The organism is Halioglobus sp. Uisw_031, from assembly GCF_047729875.1.
Classification (GTDB): domain Bacteria; phylum Pseudomonadota; class Gammaproteobacteria; order Pseudomonadales; family Halieaceae; genus Marimicrobium.
Genome location: NZ_CP159826.1, coordinates 3,038,037 through 3,053,155, shown reverse-complemented (window position 1 = coordinate 3,053,155; position 15,119 = coordinate 3,038,037). Strand labels below are relative to the sequence as shown.

Sequence of the window (15,119 nt, the reverse complement as noted above, 5' to 3'; positions counted from 1 at the left end):
GGATTTTACTGAAAAATAATTATTGTCACCGGTGCGGACGTAATCAACGAGTCGTAACGGCAGGTGAATGTTTAGGAGGAGACTACATGAGTGGGTTATCGGAACAGATTCTGAGAGCAACGGCGGAAAAATTAATTGCCGCGCATGAAGAAGCATCTCGCACCGATGACTGGATATTTTTCGTCGATGAACTGTATGCTCTAGACTGCGTCTATACCTGCCAATATGCAGGTGTAATGGATGTCACCGCTAACGGCATAGACGAGATCAAGGCCACCCATTACGGGCGAGACATGCAAGTGGGTTGGGAAGGTTGGACGTTTCCCTATATGGGCGTCTACACAGGTGTCGGCAACAAGCTGGTGACACACTGGATGAACCGTGGCCCGGGACAGCGCGCTGATGGTTCTTTTTATGAAACACCGGGCATTTCGTTTCTCACGCTGAACGATGAGTCCAAAATTTGTCGCCAGTTAGATATGTTTGACCTTACGCATCAGATGAAATTGTGTGACGATCTCGATGATGCCGGCTTGTTGTCGGCTCAATTGAAGAGCCAGTGGGTGTTGCCTATGAAGGCCAAGCTAGCGGCTCAAATCGCCTGCAATCAGTGAGGCTTGAAAACACCTTCAAAAGCGTTGTCTATTTTTCGAAAATGACAGGGAGTTTTTCGAGGCCGCGCAGCAGAATATTGGGCATATAATCCAGGTCTTGTGGTGCGCAATTGAGTCGCATGCTGGTGGTGCCATCGAAGATTTTTTCCCAAGCGACAATCATTTCCAGTCTAGACAGATGCTGGCCGATACACACATGCGTGCCAAACCCGAAGGCGATATGGCGTTTTGCGTTCGCCCGTGTCACATCAAACTCCATGGGTTGGTCAAACATGGCTTCGTCGTGGTTGGACGAGAAATACTTCAGCAGTACCATGCTGCCTAGGGGAATCTCTACCCCACCGATGGTGTGATCTTGCTTTGTCATGCGCCACATATTTGAGGTGGGTGTCGCAAGGCGCAATGTCTCTTCTACGAGGTTGGGAATGAGCGAACGGTCATTACGTACTGCCGCTTCCTGCTCCGGATTAAGACATAATTGTCTGATACCTTCAGCGAGTGTTGCCGTGGTGGTTTCATTGCCGGCGACGAGGAATTGCGTACAGTGACCCAGCTGTTCTTCTATTGTCAGTGGTCGACCTTCGAACGTCGCATGGGCAACCAGATTGAGTAAGTCATCCTGCGGGTTGGCGCGGCGTGCATCCAACGCGGTCACGAACCAGTCGTATTCTTCCTTTACCCCGGCGTGTGCATCCAACAAACCTTGCTTGTCTGAGACCTGCGATAGCACAGTGACATTGGCATTCGTCCACTTGAAGGCATCGTCGATCATTTCCAGAGGGATGCCCAGTACATGCATGATCATGGATAAGGGCAAAGGACGAGCAAATTTCTTGATGAAGTCATAAGGCTGCCCGGTAGGAATGTCGCTGACCAACCTTGCCGCCAGTTCGCTCACCCAAGGGCGATATTGCTCAATGTTTTTGGCGAGGAAAAAATCTCTGACAGTGTCACGGTAGATTTTGTGCTCAGGGTCATCTACCGTCAGCAGTGTTCCCTTGCCTAGGTTATAGGTATTTTTCATAGCGGCATCGATATCCGCATCAAGCTTTTCTGCGGAGCCCTTCGCCAACATGAACTCGTTGGAAAACACAGCATCGTTCTTGTGTGCTTCGCGTATCAGCTCGTAGGTTGAGATCACAAAAACGCCAGAATTCGGATCCTGATAGACCGGCGCGGTATCGCGCAGGGTTTTATCGTAGTGGTAGGGGCATTTCAGTGTGTGTGTATCAAACAGTGCCATGTCCGCGAGAGGCCGGTTGTCAGTGACGGTCGGTGCAGTCAAGGTTTATCCCCTTTTCTAGGTTAAGCGGGGAGTATGGGAGCTAAAAATAAAACAGTCAATCCTGATTGTATTTTTTTGAGAGTCTAGTGATTCCTTTTTATTCTGATCGAGGGGCTGGGAGAGCGCCTTTGAGCCGGTTATCCAGCCGGGGTATTACGGCGCTAGGGAGACAGGGTGTAGATTATGCCTCGGGAGCACAGTGGCCTATGATCTCATCGGAAGAGGGCAATTTACGTTCGCAGGAGCGCTTGCACGTCTGTGTTTCCTCGCCCCATTCCAGTGGGTTGAGGATGCACCCTAGATAACAAGGCCCTGCGGCGATAGCGAGCTGGCGGAAGGCACAATCCATGCCCTCTTCGCCCAGAAACACGACGCCCTCGGGTGCGGAAACAGTGTTGATGATATTGACCCCGTCATTGACCGGTTCCAGCGTGACCTCCGCGATACCCCGGTCTGACAGATTGTCGGTGACGAACAACAGGGCGTTGGCGATGAGGCGCCCGAAGGCAGGATCGTTCAGCGTTTCGTCACTGTGCCCTAGCGTCGTGCCAAAAATCGGCGTTGTACCCTGATAGGTCAACCAGGCGGTTGTATGAGGCTTGGTGTCCTCTCCGATGGCACTGAGTAGCGTCTGGGCTTCAAATTGAAGATTGATGTACAGCTCGTCATTGGCCACCGTCCAGTCATTGGGAATGCCCTGGAGAATCGGATGTGGCGCCGCCTGAATTTGGGCCAGTGGTTTAAGTGATTCATGCGCCTTTGTCTGAAGTCCGAACATGGGCCACCACAGGCTTGTCTCTCGAAAAGAGTGCATCGTGCAGTGAATCACTAGCGCTGGTATACCGAGCTGTTCAGTTTGACGACGCAGGTTGGCGATTAACGCTTTATCCTGATTGTCCGCCATGCAGAGGTTGTAGATCAGAACATCATAGCCTTGTGCAAAATCCGTAGTTTTCCAGCGCTCGAGCTCAGCCAAGGAAACGTCGAATCGGACATTGACGTGCTCGGCAATACCCAATGCCAGCGCTTGCGTTTGTTGTTCATAATTATGATAGACGCCAGGGCTGGTAAGGATGAGTGCGTTGAGTGGCGGTGTGATGGCGGCTTGACTGCTGTACGAAAACAGAACCGCCAAACTCAGTGACACATAGAAAGACAAAATACGCTGCACAGCCGTTTCCTTTTTATTTGATAAAGCGATCTTTATCCGAGATTAAACGTGCTACTTGAGTACAATGAATCATGTTTTGAACGCAAGCGGAAAACCCACTACAGTATCTGGAAAAACGCTCCGCCTATCAATCGGGAATACTAATCTTTATGAATAGCAGCAGTGAAAACAGTCTCAAGGTGCAGGTCCCTTTTGATCCAGCCTTGGCACTGCCTGCCCTGCTGGAGAAATTTCGTCTCGAGCAGGCGGATAAAGTCGCACTGATCGAGGGTACTCAGTCGCGTACGTGGGGCGAATCTATTGAGCGTATTTACCGCATGGCTAATGGCCTTGCGGCGCTGGGTATAGGGCATGGCGACCATGTCGCTATGCTGTCGCCTAACAGTATGGACTATTCAGAAATGTTCGCTGCAACGCTGCTTGCCGGCGCTTGTGCGGTGCCCATGCAAGGTATGATTACTGATCATAGCCTTGATCTGATGCTGCGAGATTGCAATGCAAAAGCGCTTATTGTGGCCAGTGACATGGAAAAAATGGCTGGCGTTTTTTTGCGTGATTGCGCGCAGATTGTTCCGGGCGGCCTAATTGGATTCGATTTTTCTAACGATCAATTTCGTGATTTAGACCGCTGGCTTAGAGCGCAATCTGACGCCATGCCTAATGTTCAGTTGGCCGGTGATGCTGAGTTTAATATCATCTATAGCTCCGGAACCACAGGCACCCCCAAGGGTATTATCCACAGCCATCGTACCCGCCAGGCCTTGGCCATCGGTTTGATGAGTCTGGGTATTACCTCTGATGCCATCACGCTGGTAGCCACTCCTTTGTATTCGAACACCACGATAACAACTTGGTGGCCAACACTGTGTGCGGGCGGCACGCTGGTGATTATGCCCAAGTTTGATGCTGGGGGCGCGCTGCAATTGATACAGGAACACAGGGTCAACCATGTGATGCTGGTGCCCGTGCAATATGATCGTATTATGCGACTGGATAGCTATGCGAACTACGATTGCAGCAGTCTGCAGGTGAAGTTCTGCACCAGTGCACCGTTGCGTCCAGCGTTGAAGGCCGATGTGATTGATCACTTTCCCGGCGAATTGGTTGAGTTTTATGGCCTGACTGAAGGTGGTGTCGGAACGTTGTTTATCGGGAGTATTGCGAAGCAGCAGGACAAACTGGGTTCTGTCGGTCCTACACTGCCAGGTTCATTTCTAAAAATCATTGACGAACAGGGCAATGAAGTGGCAACCGGCCAACCGGGGGAAATAGTCGGACGTTCCGGAAATATGAGTGATGGTTATCACAATCGTGAAGTCGCCAGTAATGCAATGCACTGGTATGACAGCGATGGTTTGCTGTTTTACAAGAGCGGCGATGTGGGCTATCTGGACGAGGATGGCTGGCTTTTCTTGTCAGACCGGCGCAAGGATATGATTATTTCCGGCGGTTTTAATGTCTATGCCACTGATCTTGAGCTGATATTACTGGAGCACCCGGAGATACATGAGGCAGCCGTTGTCGCGCTAGCCAGTCGGGAGTGGGGCGAAACGCCTCTGGCTCTTGTGGTGCGGGAGCCCGGTGCAGTGAGTGATGCAAAGACCCTTAGACTGTGGGCGAACAATAGATTGGGGAAGTCTCAGCGCATCAGCCAACTTGTTTTTAGCGAGGATTTGCCTAAAAGTTCCATTGGCAAGGTGCTTAAGAGAGAGCTTCGTGAAACCTACGCGGGCTTAGCGGATCAGGTGCCTGACGCATAATGAGCGCAGGCGCTGTGCCGTGTGGCTCACCGAATACCGCTACCTCTGGTGGTGGCTACCGCGTTACAATTATACGCTCAATCATCGCTTAATTTCCCGGACAGTTGAGCCAGTCAAGGATACGGTATTTATGCGTTCACTGAACAGCCTTGAAAAATGGTCCTATGCCGTTGGCTCCATGCCCTTTGCGGTTAAGGATGCGGCCTTCGTCAATTTTGTGGTGTTCTATTACACTCAGGTCCAGGGGTTAAGTGGCACGCTTACTGGCCTTGCAATGTTTCTGGCCCTGAGTTGGGACGCCATTTCTGATCCCGTCGTGGGCAGTTGGTCAGACACGTTGCGCACCCGTTGGGGCCGGCGTCATCCTATGCTGGTGGTCGGGGGTATTCCCACTGCCATTTTATTTCTTCTACTGTTTGATCCGCCGGCCCACTTGGGGGAGATAGGGGTCTTTTCCTGGCTCTTGGGTGTTTCAATTCTTTTGCGCACATTTTTGACCATCTACATTATCCCGCATACGGCTATGGGTGCTGAACTATCCACAGACTACGATGAGCGCACTGTGATTGCGAAGGCGCGGGTTACGATGGGCTGGCTTGCGGGAATGGCACTGCCCGCGATTGGCTTCCTATTTTTTTTCCAGATGGACCACGGCGTTGATGGCCGGCTCGTTGCAGATAACTATGTCAATTATGGCATTATGTCTGCTGTTCTGGCAGCCATTACAGCGGCGTTCTGTATCTGGGGAACACGCACCGTGATTTCGCGCCTGCCGCAATCCAATCCCAATGCGGCGCCCTTTAGCATGGGACAGCCTTTTCGGGACGTGCGCATCGCATTTGGTAACGCCAATTTTAGGCTGACCACCGGCGCTGGCCTGGCTTTTGGTATGGCTGCTGGGATATACACGACGCTCTCGCTTTATATCAGCACCTATTTTTGGGAGTTTAGCAGCGATCAGCTAGCGGGCATGGTCGTACCCTCGGCACTGGCCACGCTGTTGGCTTTTATGCTGCTGGGCCGGCTCGGACAGCAGTATAACAAGCCTCCAATGTTGGCCGTTGCTAGCCTAGTTCTGGCGGTGAATAGTGTGTCTCTTATCGGTGCGCGTCTATTGGGGATTCTTCCTGACAATGGCCATCCACTCATCTACATATTATCAATTGTCAGTCTCGGCATCAGCGTCTTCGCCATTGTTACACTGGGCGTGGTATCTGCATCACTGGTAGCGGACATCCTCGACGAGCAGGAACTGAAAACGCAGCGACGTCAGGAGGGTGTATTTTTTGCCGCTGGGGCTTTTGTCGCCAAAGCGACTACCGGTCTGGGAGCACTTATGGCAGGGGTGGTGATCGATCTTGTCGGCATCCAACCGGAGTCTTTGCCTGGAACAATTGATTCATCGGTGCTGCAATCGTTAGGCTTATTCACCCTAATCCTGACCGGCAGCATGGCGCTTCTCGCGTATGTTTTTTTCAATCGAATTTCGATGACGCGTGAAGATCACGTAAGGGTAAAACGACAGCTTGAGGAGCGGGCGACACGCTGACGACTGGCTATAGCCCCTAAAAATCAGCACTAAAGTGCCGCGACTTTCTTGCGGTCTCTCTCAACTGTCGGCCAATATGCACCGGCGTTGGGTGCTTTGCTAAAACGGAGCAGGCCCGGGGAACTGTTTTCGCAGTTCGGGCTTTAGCAATTTTCCCGAAGGATTTCGGGGTAGGGTTTCTACCAGTTCATACAGCTGTGGCACTTTATAGCCAGCCAGGTTTTCTTTGCAGTAGGCTTTTAGGGACTCCGCGGTTGGGGCAGTGCCCGCTGCAGCAACGATCAGCGCCAATGGTGTTTCACCCCATTTTTGTGAGGCTACGCCAATTACGGCTGCTTCCTGAACCTCCGGGCAGGCGGCAAGAATATTCTCCAGTTCCGCAGGATAGATGTTTTCGCCACCGGAAATGATCATGTCTTTCATGCGGTCGCAGATGGTAACGAAACCCTCCGCATCCCAGGTGCAGATGTCCCCCGTATGCAGCCAGCCATCGATCAGCGTTTCTGCGGTGGCCTGCGGGTTGTTCCAGTACTCTTTCATTAGGTGTCGTCCACCCACCAGTAATTCACCGGCTTGGTCGGATCCCATGGGAATGGTGTTGCCATCTGAGTCGATGATATTGATCTCGGTATGCATCTGCGGGCGACCGCAGGAGCCGACTTTGGCTTCGCCGTCTTCGGGGAGTAATAGAGTCCCTGGGCCACAGGATTCGGTGAGACCATAGGCCTGAAAAATGCTAATGCCCAATGCCTCGTACTCATGGAGCAGGGAAACCGGCACAGGTGCGGCACCCGTGGCGATCCAGCGCACCGAGGAGATATCGCACTGGTCCCGCTCCGGCGCTGCCAGCATGAACTGAAGCAGGGCCGGTACCGCCATAAATATGGTGACCTTTTCTTGTTCGATACAGCGAAACATCGCCCCGACCTCTAGCTCCCGCATGATGACCCCGGCGCCGCCGCGATGCACCAGCAGCGAGGTTGGGCTGAGACAGCCCACATGAAACATCGGTAGCGCTAGCAGCCAGCGGTCACCATCACGCATGTCGGAGGTCGACATGCTCGTCAGCTGTGACCAGAGCATGCCGTTATGGCTGTGTACGACGCCTTTGGGGCGCCCTGTAGTGCCGGAGGTATACATAATAAACAGATTGTCATCGTCCCATGCGCCGACAGGGGGTTCCTGTGGGGGGAAAGAACCGACAAACGTATCATAATCCATTGCCCAGTCCGGGGTGCCTGTGTCGCTATTTTCGCGGCGGATCCATTGCTCCACAGGAAGCTCGCCCTGTGCGCCACCTTGTAGACTATTAACCGTTGCGTCAAAGTCCGAGTCATACACCAGCGCTTTGGCCCCAGAGTTTTGCAAGATATAACTGATTTCTCCCGCCACTAGGCGCCAGTTGATCGGCACCATCACGGCGCCGATCTTTGCGATAGCAAAGTAAGTCTCGACAAATTCGATACCGTTCTTCAGCAGAGTGGTGACCCTGTCACCCGGACGGATACCACTGTCGAGGAGGCCGTTGGCCACTCGGTTTGCTCGCCCGTTTAGCTCGGCGAAGGTGAAGCGACGATTGCGCTCGAACTCCACAAAGGCTTCCCGGTTGGGGCAGATTTCTGCACGTTTTTTTAGAAACAGTCCAATATTTGTTTTCATACTGTTCAGTACCGATGGTGGCTTTCTTTGTGGCTGAATAACATTAAGTGTCGAGCCTAAAAGGCCACAACTGAGTTGAATAGTACCTGTTGAGCCAATGTTTAGCAGCGTCTTGAGGCGTTCTTTAATATGAATGTGAAAGAGGCTGTAGAGTTGAACTGGGCGCGCATTTAACCGCTCAATCATTCCCTTTACGAGCTAGGGTATTTTCACTATGCTAGATGCGTTGGACCTTTTGTTATGACAGGTTTAAAAGTTTTTCTATCTAATAATTATAGGGAGAATCAATATGGAAATTTTAATCGTTCTTGCAATAGGCGCAGTGGCTGGCTGGTTGGGCAGTGTTATCATGACCGGCCAAGGATTTGGCTTGCTCGCCAATATAGTGATCGGCATCGTGGGTTCATTTATCGGTAGTTGGCTGCTCGCTATGGTCGGCATTTTTGATGAGGGCTCCCTCCTCGGGACAATTCTGACAGCTACATTTGGAGCGGTAGTACTGCTGTTTATTGTCGGAATCATCAAGAAGGCATAAGTACTTTTCTGGCTAGATGTTCCGGGTCTTGCTTAAAAGGCTAAGATAATCCGGAACGTCTAACACGTATTGTCCGCGTTAGTTTTTTAGGGTCATAGCATAACTGTCACTGCAGTCGCACAAGCGTTGGCATTAGTTCGCGCCTCCTCAATCGAAGTGGCAGTCGCCAGAGCAACTCCCATGCGGCGCAAGCCGGACACTTCCGGTTTGCCAAACAAACGCAGCTGCGTATTCTCGATCGAAAGGGCCTTTTCAAGGTTGCCAAATTGGACATTCTGACTTTCACCAGGAACCAAAATGACACTCGATGCACTGGGTCCATTTTGTTGAATCGCTGGGATGGGTAAATCTAGTATCGCCCGCGCATGCAGTGCAAACTCAGACAGGTCCTGAGAGACCAGCGTGACGAGTCCAGTATCGTGCGGGCGTGGTGATACTTCGCTAAAAATAACCTCATCACCCTTAATAAAGAGCTCCACCCCAAACAGGCCCTTGCCGCCCAGAGCCGTGGTGACTTTTTTAGCCATAGCTTGTGCGGCCGATAATGCTGACGTGGTCATTGCTTGTGGTTGCCAAGATTCTTGGTAATCACCGCCTTCCTGCCGATGTCCGATGGGGGCGCAAAAGGAGGTGCCATCGCGATGTCGTACGGTGAGCAGCGTTATTTCAAAATCAAAATCAACAAAGCCCTCTATAATCACCTTCCCTTTGCCTGCGCGACCACCTTCCTGCGCATAGTGCCATGCTGCATCGATATCAGCCTCGGTTTTGAGTAGAGATTGCCCCTTGCCAGAGGAACTCATGATGGGCTTAATGACGCAGGGTAGACCAATGTCGCTTACAGCTTCCAGATACTCTTTTTCAGTTTGAGCGAAGCGATAGGCACTGGTTTTCAGCCCGAGTTCTTCTGCCGCGAGGCGACGTATTCCTTCGCGATTCATGGTCAGTTGGGTCGCTTTTGCAGTGGGAATAATGGTGAAGCCTTCGCGCTCCAGTTCAGCCAAGGTGTCGGTCGCAATCGCTTCTATTTCGGGTACGACTAAATCGGGCTTTTCCAATTCAATGACATTGCGCAATGCCTGGCCATCGAGCATGTCGACCACGTGGGAGCGGTGAGCGACTTGCATCGCAGGTGCATTGGCATAACGATCGACAGCGATAACCTCGACACCCAGTCGCTGTAGCTCAATGGCCACTTCTTTCCCGAGTTCGCCGGCACCGCATAAAAGCACTTTTTTTGCGGTTTGACTCAGCGGTGTTCCAATTTTTACCGACATAGATGGGCTCCTTAACGTGTCAAAAAGTGTCGATGAAGGGCTGGCCGGCGTCCGACGCGTTGTCCGATTCACTGCCTCCGTGAGCGATACGCAGTAAAAAACAGAACAAGGATGAATAAAACCAGTACTGCCAGCAGTATCTGTAATCGAAAGCGGCTCAGAATGCCATTATACACGCTCTGCCGCCAAGGGTTATAGTTCGCGGGGAGGGGCAATACACTGTTTTTTAGAGCGTACTCCTGATAATGGTCGAGCATCTCCTGCAAGCGTTTTGGCATTTGTTTGCTCAAGTCGTCAGTCTCGCCTGGGTCAGCCACAATATTGTACAGATGCCATTTATTGTCACCCGCTGGAGCATCGTTGAGGACGATCTTGTAGTCCCCTTGAAATAGTGCCGCGTTACCTCCCAATTCATAGCCAATAACATCAGTCTCTGAGTAAACGCGCTCGACCTGACCGTGAATCAGGGGTAGAAGGCTGCGTCCAGTCATAGATTCTATCGGTCGACCACCATAGCGGTTGGCCGGCGGATCGACGTTAGCTATATCCAAGATGGTGGCAGGAATATCAGTGACATAGGCAAATGCGTTTAATAGCTGTGGCTGTTGAGGAATTGATTTTCCCGCCATAATAAGAGGTACGCGCATTCCGCCTTCACCGGCATAGAATTTGTAATAGGAGAGGGGGGAAGCGGCGGCACTGGCGAAGCTTGGGCCAATCGTATTGAAGCTACCTTTTAGTCCAAGCGTGTCGTAGTCAGTAGTATAATCTTGCAGCGCAAGACTGATTCGCACCGGAAGAGCGCGAGGGTAGTCTACGCCAGACGCCTCACTGCCATTGTCGGAAGTGAAGATAAACACTGTATTTTCGTATTGATCAGTATCTTTAAGAAAGGTGACAAGCCGCCCGATATTGTGATCCATTGCATCGATCATGCCGGCGTAAACAGCCATGCGTTTGGCATGATAACGTTGCTCATCGATTGTATATGCGCCCCAGTCGTTGGTGGTGGACGCGTCCACCATGGCGATGCCGGGTGGTATGATTCCTAATTCTTGTGCTCGAGCCCGACGTTGCTTGCGCAGCGCTTCCCAGCCGGCATCGTAGACACCCATATATTTATCCGTAAATTCCTGCGGCGCCTGTACCGGTATGTGCACAGCCTGAAAAGGTAAATAGGCGAAAAAAGGCTGTCCATCTGAGGCGTTGGAGGCAATGAACGCAATGGTTTTGTCCACCAGAAAACGTGAAGAGTAAAAATCCTTCGGTAATGTATATTCTTCCCCATCGGCAAACCAGTTGGCTTTCTCGTAGATCGGAATATAGGGCTTCTGCTCCCAGTTATCAGCGCCCGTATCGGCCATGGTCACTGTGCGTTCAAAGCCGCGACGAAACGGGAGTAGATCGGGCGTCTTGCCCAGATGCCACTTGCCAGCCATATAGGTATGGTAACCTGAATCCTGCAGTAAGCTGGCGATGGTGACCACATTGTGTCCGAGTGTACCGCGGTAGTTGGCATGCTCTGCTTGTTCGGGTGGAATGGTCTCCGGAATATTGGGAACGCCGTTACGATGGCTGTCGACACCTGTGAGTAACATGCCTCGCGTCGGTGCACAGCTGGCGGCGGTATGGTAATTGGTGAAACTCACGCCCTGTTCAGCCAGCGCACTAAGGGCTGGGGTATGTATTTCACTGCCATAGGGTGCAATGTCACTGAACCCCAGATCGTCTGCCAGTATCAGTACGATATTAGGGCGTGTAGCCTGTGCCATCGAACTCTGGCATACACTGGTGATGACCAGTAGCAGGCTAAAAAAACACTGATGCCCTATGTTGCTCAGTCGTGCCAAACGTTATGTCTCCCGTGAAAGCCTAGAAGACGCCAACAGCAGCAATGATGCCACTATGACTTCAAGGATAATCATGTCCAATGTGAGTGCGGCGCCGTGCAATAACCAAGCCAGGATACGCAATACTGCAATAAGCGACAGCATCAGTGCAGGGGCATAAAACCAGCTGCGTTGCCCCGTGGTCAGGGCGATCAAGATCATGCTGCCCATCGAAAGAAATAGAGCGCCGACATCGCCAATCTGAGAACTGCGTCCCACGCCGGACAGTAGTGTCATGCCCAAGTCAGAGGCAGCGCTAGAGGGGTCTATGGCCCAGCGCAGGCCTATTACTAAAAACCCTATGGCCGGCAAGGCCACCAATGCGCGTAGTAAGCTGTTCATTGTTCGATTTCCCTAGATTTTAGCAGTATCGTCGGTCAGCTTGAACTTTCTTCAGGGCAGTCGCCTGTAAAAGGTTGTCCAAGGCCAATTAGTGCTATTTCGTCCATTTTTATCAATAAAATAACTCACACATCCGCCACTGTTCCAAACTGTTCTCTGCAAGGAAGACTGCAACCTCTCGTTATAGGGAGCGATTTTCTGTCTATCGACGGTGAAGCTGGCGATATTTTTTACTTTCACAGTATTTAGTGCATTCAGGATGTACTTGAGCTGTGCTTCAATGATCACAAAAGCAGAGGTGAAGGTATACAAATTGGGACCGAAGGTCAAAAAACAGTGGGGGCAATCCTCCTCCACGGTAGCAAGACAGACCGATGGACTTCCACGCCAGTGTCTGACGCTGAAAGTCTGGTTGTCTGCCCTGAGTGGAGGGAAGCGACGTGCCGCACAGGGTCAGCGCAACACCCATAATGCGCGCAGCGAATCAGGAGAGGCTGGGACTACACAGCTGCCATACTTTTGGTCGCCGGCCCCATAAGCACAAATATGCAGACACTACCAATCTAGACCAGATATTGGCATAATGCGTGCGAAATTTTTTAGTGCGCGAAAAGAGAGGATACGAGAACATGAATATAGATTTTTCCGCAGAGGAGCTGACATTCCAGCAAGAAGTCAGTGCATTTTTGGCAGCGGAGCTTCCTAGCGACATCCGAGATAAAGCGGCCAACAGCATTGAGCTGACCAAAGACGACTTTGTGACCTGGCAGAAAATTCTGGCCAAAAAAGGCTGGGCGGCGACTAACTGGCCGGTTGAGTTTGGCGGTACTGGCTGGACGCCGACGCAAAAGTATATTTTTGATAACGAGTGCGCAAAAGTCGGCGCCCCAGAAGTGATAGCCTTTGGATTAAAAATGGTCGCACCGGTTATTTATCTGTATGGCAACGAAGAACAGAAGCAGCGCTTTTTGCCGGATATTCTTGCGAGTAACGTTTGGTGGTGTCAGGGTTATTCCGAGCCCAATGCAGGATCTGATTTGGCGTCATTAAAAACAACAGCAATACGCGACGGCGATGAATACGTGGTAAATGGCACCAAAACTTGGACCACACTGGGCCAGCATGCCGATTGGATATTTTGCTTAGTTCGCACCGGTGCTGCTGATGTTAAAAATCAAAATGCTATCTCCTTTTTATTGATTAATATGAAAACGCCAGGTATTAATCTTTCGCCTATTTATTTGTTGGACGGTTCGCCCGAGGTTAATGAAGTACATTTTGATAATGTGCGCGTGCCAGCAGAAAACCTGATTGGCGAAGAAGGCAAAGGTTGGACCTATGCCAAGGTATTACTGACCCATGAGCGCACAAATATTGCCGGTGTTGCCAAAAGTAAAAAACGCCTGCAAGACCTGAAAGAAAAAGCGGCGCACACTAGCGATGGCCTATCGGGCACTAAGACTATGTTGAGCGATAATTCCGCTTGGCAGCAAAAAGTTGCTGAGTTAGAAATTGAATTGTTGGCTCTTGAGTACACCGAGCTCAAGACATTGGCTGAGGTGAGTACGGGGAAGGCGCCAGGGCCTGAGTCGTCTATTTTGAAAATAAAAGGTACTGAAATACAACAGGCCATCGATATGCTTAATGTGGAATTGGCAGGCTATTACGCGCTACCTTTTGTTCGTGATCAGTTTCTACAGGGATTTGAGGGTGTAGCGATTGGTCCTGATCAAGCGGCTGGCAGTGCACCCACTTACTTCAATAACCGCAAAGCCACTATTTATGGCGGCAGTAACGAAATTCAAACCAATATTATCTGCAAAGCCGTACTCGGCCTGTAAGCGGGGAAAGACAATGGATTTTTCATACAGTGAAGAACAGCAGATGCTGCAACAAAGCGTCAGTAAATTTATTAGCCAAGACTATGATTGGGATAGCCGCCAAGCTATTGCTAAAAGTGCCACAGGATTTAGCGCTGAGCATTGGCAACTCTTTGCCGAGCTCGGCTGGTTGACCATACCCTTTAAAGAAGACGACGGCGGTTTTGGCGGTAGCGCGGTTGATTTGATCGTGGCCATGCAAGAGTTTGGCAAAGGCTTGCTGGTCGAGCCATTTCTAGCCAACACCATACTCGCGGGTACGGTAATCAGCGAGGCTGGCAGCAGCGAACAAAAAGCGACACTGCTAGCGCCACTCATGGAAGGATCGCTGCAATTGGCTTTTGCCTATGCTGAACCACAAAGCCGCTATGAACTGTCTAACGTGCAATGTAGCGCCGTGATCAATGGCGACGAGATGGTACTTAACGGGCATAAGTCGGTGGTATTGAATGGCGCAGCAGCTGAAAAAATTCTGGTCTCAGTGCGCACGTCTGGTGAATCTTGCGATCGCGAAGGGATCAGTCTGGTTTGGGTCGATGCCAGCACGCCAGGTGTTCGCCGCGAGTGTTATGCCAGTGTCGATGGCCAGCGAGCGGCAGATATTTGGTTTGATAATGTTGCGCTTCCTGCAAGCAACCTATTAGGTAATGTAGGTGAAGCCATTGAGGTGATTGAAATGACTGTTGATAAGGCAGCTCTAGCGGTCTGTGCAGAAGCGGTTGGCGCCATGGAAATGTCGCTGATGAAAACAGTCGAATACAGTAAAATTCGCAAGCAATTCAAGGTGACACTTTCAACCTTTCAGGCACTGCAACATCGCATGGCGAATATGTTTATAGAGCTTGCCCAGGCCAAATCTATTTTGCTCATGGCAGCGATGGAGATGGACAGCCTAAGTGGACATGCACCTAAAGCGGTGTCGGCCGCTAAAAGCCGCATTGGCAAGGCGGCGCGACTGGTGGGCGAAGAGTCGATTCAAATTCACGGGGGCATTGGTGTCACCGACGAGCTTGATGTCGGACATTATTTTAAGCGCCTTACCGCGATTCAATTTTCGTTTGGCAGCACGGATCACCATACCGCCCGCTTTGCCGCCAGCTAACGTAAACGCAATAGAGTGCTTGTTGAGTTGCCACGATGGTAGTTCAATGAGCATCC

The 15,119-nt window shown here is 51.2% G+C and carries 13 protein-coding genes; 7 read left to right on the top strand and 6 right to left on the bottom strand.

All coding sequences use genetic code 11. The features are described from left to right. The first annotated feature begins 86 nt into the window (after nucleotides 1-86). Complete coding sequence (locus tag ABXT62_RS13765; RefSeq protein ID WP_415355856.1) at nucleotides 87-614, top strand: nuclear transport factor 2 family protein; 528 nt, start codon at nucleotides 87-89, stop codon at nucleotides 612-614. A gap of 28 nt (nucleotides 615-642) precedes the next feature. Here the strand turns inward: ABXT62_RS13765 and ABXT62_RS13760 are convergent, their stop codons facing one another. Continuing rightward, nucleotides 643-1,899, bottom strand: a complete 1,257-nt coding sequence (locus ABXT62_RS13760; RefSeq protein WP_415355855.1) for a cytochrome P450 — start codon at nucleotides 1,897-1,899, stop codon at nucleotides 643-645. A 181-nt stretch (nucleotides 1,900-2,080) separates the two neighbouring features. Next, nucleotides 2,081-3,070, bottom strand: coding sequence for a ThuA domain-containing protein (locus tag ABXT62_RS13755; RefSeq protein ID WP_415355854.1), 990 nt, complete (start codon nucleotides 3,068-3,070; stop codon nucleotides 2,081-2,083). Nucleotides 3,071-3,219: 149 nt separating this feature from the next. On the opposite strand from ABXT62_RS13755, the gene ABXT62_RS13750 reads away from it, so the two are divergent. Together ABXT62_RS13750 and ABXT62_RS13745 are read left to right on the top strand one after the other, a co-directional pair. Further along, nucleotides 3,220-4,830 (top strand): class I adenylate-forming enzyme family protein, encoded by a 1,611-nt coding sequence (locus ABXT62_RS13750; RefSeq protein WP_415355853.1) that lies wholly within the window; start codon nucleotides 3,220-3,222, stop codon nucleotides 4,828-4,830. Between the two features lie 130 nt (nucleotides 4,831-4,960). Next, nucleotides 4,961-6,379: an MFS transporter gene (locus tag ABXT62_RS13745; protein ID WP_415355852.1), complete on the top strand. Its 1,419-nt coding sequence runs from the start codon at nucleotides 4,961-4,963 to the stop codon at nucleotides 6,377-6,379. A 99-nt stretch (nucleotides 6,380-6,478) separates the two neighbouring features. Here ABXT62_RS13745 and ABXT62_RS13740 read toward each other — a convergent pair whose 3' ends face one another. After that, the gene (locus ABXT62_RS13740) at nucleotides 6,479-8,038 is read right to left on the bottom strand and encodes an acyl-CoA synthetase (RefSeq protein ID WP_415355851.1); all 1,560 of its coding nucleotides are present in this window, start codon (nucleotides 8,036-8,038) and stop codon (nucleotides 6,479-6,481) included. A gap of 289 nt (nucleotides 8,039-8,327) precedes the next feature. Here ABXT62_RS13740 and ABXT62_RS13735 point away from each other — a divergent pair, with 289 nt between their 5' ends. After that, nucleotides 8,328-8,573 carry a GlsB/YeaQ/YmgE family stress response membrane protein gene (locus ABXT62_RS13735; protein WP_415355850.1) on the top strand — a complete coding sequence of 82 codons (246 nt, stop codon included), beginning with the start codon at nucleotides 8,328-8,330 and terminating at the stop codon, nucleotides 8,571-8,573. Nucleotides 8,574-8,665: 92 nt separating this feature from the next. On the opposite strand, the gene purT is transcribed toward ABXT62_RS13735, so the two are convergent. From purT to ABXT62_RS13720, 3 genes are all read right to left on the bottom strand, one after another. Next, on the bottom strand, nucleotides 8,666-9,850 hold the full coding sequence (purT, locus tag ABXT62_RS13730; RefSeq protein WP_415355849.1) for a formate-dependent phosphoribosylglycinamide formyltransferase: 1,185 nt from the start codon (nucleotides 9,848-9,850) through the stop codon (nucleotides 8,666-8,668). Between the two features lie 68 nt (nucleotides 9,851-9,918). Beyond that, nucleotides 9,919-11,700 carry an arylsulfatase gene (locus ABXT62_RS13725; protein WP_415355848.1) on the bottom strand — a complete coding sequence of 594 codons (1,782 nt, stop codon included), beginning with the start codon at nucleotides 11,698-11,700 and terminating at the stop codon, nucleotides 9,919-9,921. A 3-nt stretch (nucleotides 11,701-11,703) separates the two neighbouring features. Next, complete coding sequence (locus tag ABXT62_RS13720) at nucleotides 11,704-12,081, bottom strand: hypothetical protein (protein ID WP_415355847.1); 378 nt, start codon at nucleotides 12,079-12,081, stop codon at nucleotides 11,704-11,706. Between the two features lie 280 nt (nucleotides 12,082-12,361). Between ABXT62_RS13720 and ABXT62_RS13715 the strand changes: the two genes are divergently transcribed. The 3 genes from ABXT62_RS13715 (at nucleotide 12,362) to ABXT62_RS13705 (ending at nucleotide 15,063) form a co-directional block, all read left to right on the top strand. Next, a complete protein-coding gene (locus tag ABXT62_RS13715) occupies nucleotides 12,362-12,619 on the top strand; it encodes a hypothetical protein (RefSeq protein WP_415355846.1) in 258 nt (85 codons plus the stop codon). A 91-nt stretch (nucleotides 12,620-12,710) separates the two neighbouring features. Beyond that, a complete protein-coding gene (locus ABXT62_RS13710) occupies nucleotides 12,711-13,922 on the top strand; it encodes an acyl-CoA dehydrogenase family protein (protein WP_415355845.1) in 1,212 nt (403 codons plus the stop codon). Nucleotides 13,923-13,935: 13 nt separating this feature from the next. Continuing rightward, the gene (locus ABXT62_RS13705; RefSeq protein ID WP_415355844.1) at nucleotides 13,936-15,063 is read left to right on the top strand and encodes an acyl-CoA dehydrogenase family protein; all 1,128 of its coding nucleotides are present in this window, start codon (nucleotides 13,936-13,938) and stop codon (nucleotides 15,061-15,063) included. Nucleotides 15,064-15,119: the final 56 nt, after the last annotated feature.

Excerpts from the sequence above, each read along its gene's own strand:
- ABXT62_RS13765 (WP_415355856.1), top strand. The coding sequence starts at position 87 with ATGAGTGGGTTATCGGAACAGATTCTGAGAGCAACGGCGGAAAAATTA.
- ABXT62_RS13750 (WP_415355853.1), top strand. The coding sequence starts at position 3,220 with ATGAATAGCAGCAGTGAAAACAGTCTCAAGGTGCAGGTCCCTTTTGAT.
- ABXT62_RS13745 (WP_415355852.1), top strand. The coding sequence starts at position 4,961 with ATGCGTTCACTGAACAGCCTTGAAAAATGGTCCTATGCCGTTGGCTCC.
- ABXT62_RS13740 (WP_415355851.1), bottom strand. The coding sequence starts at position 8,038 with ATGAAAACAAATATTGGACTGTTTCTAAAAAAACGTGCAGAAATCTGC.
- ABXT62_RS13735 (WP_415355850.1), top strand. The coding sequence starts at position 8,328 with ATGGAAATTTTAATCGTTCTTGCAATAGGCGCAGTGGCTGGCTGGTTG.
- purT (WP_415355849.1), bottom strand. The coding sequence starts at position 9,850 with ATGTCGGTAAAAATTGGAACACCGCTGAGTCAAACCGCAAAAAAAGTG.
- ABXT62_RS13720 (WP_415355847.1), bottom strand. The coding sequence starts at position 12,081 with ATGAACAGCTTACTACGCGCATTGGTGGCCTTGCCGGCCATAGGGTTT.
- ABXT62_RS13715 (WP_415355846.1), top strand. The coding sequence starts at position 12,362 with ATGATCACAAAAGCAGAGGTGAAGGTATACAAATTGGGACCGAAGGTC.
- ABXT62_RS13710 (WP_415355845.1), top strand. The coding sequence starts at position 12,711 with ATGAATATAGATTTTTCCGCAGAGGAGCTGACATTCCAGCAAGAAGTC.
- ABXT62_RS13705 (WP_415355844.1), top strand. The coding sequence starts at position 13,936 with ATGGATTTTTCATACAGTGAAGAACAGCAGATGCTGCAACAAAGCGTC.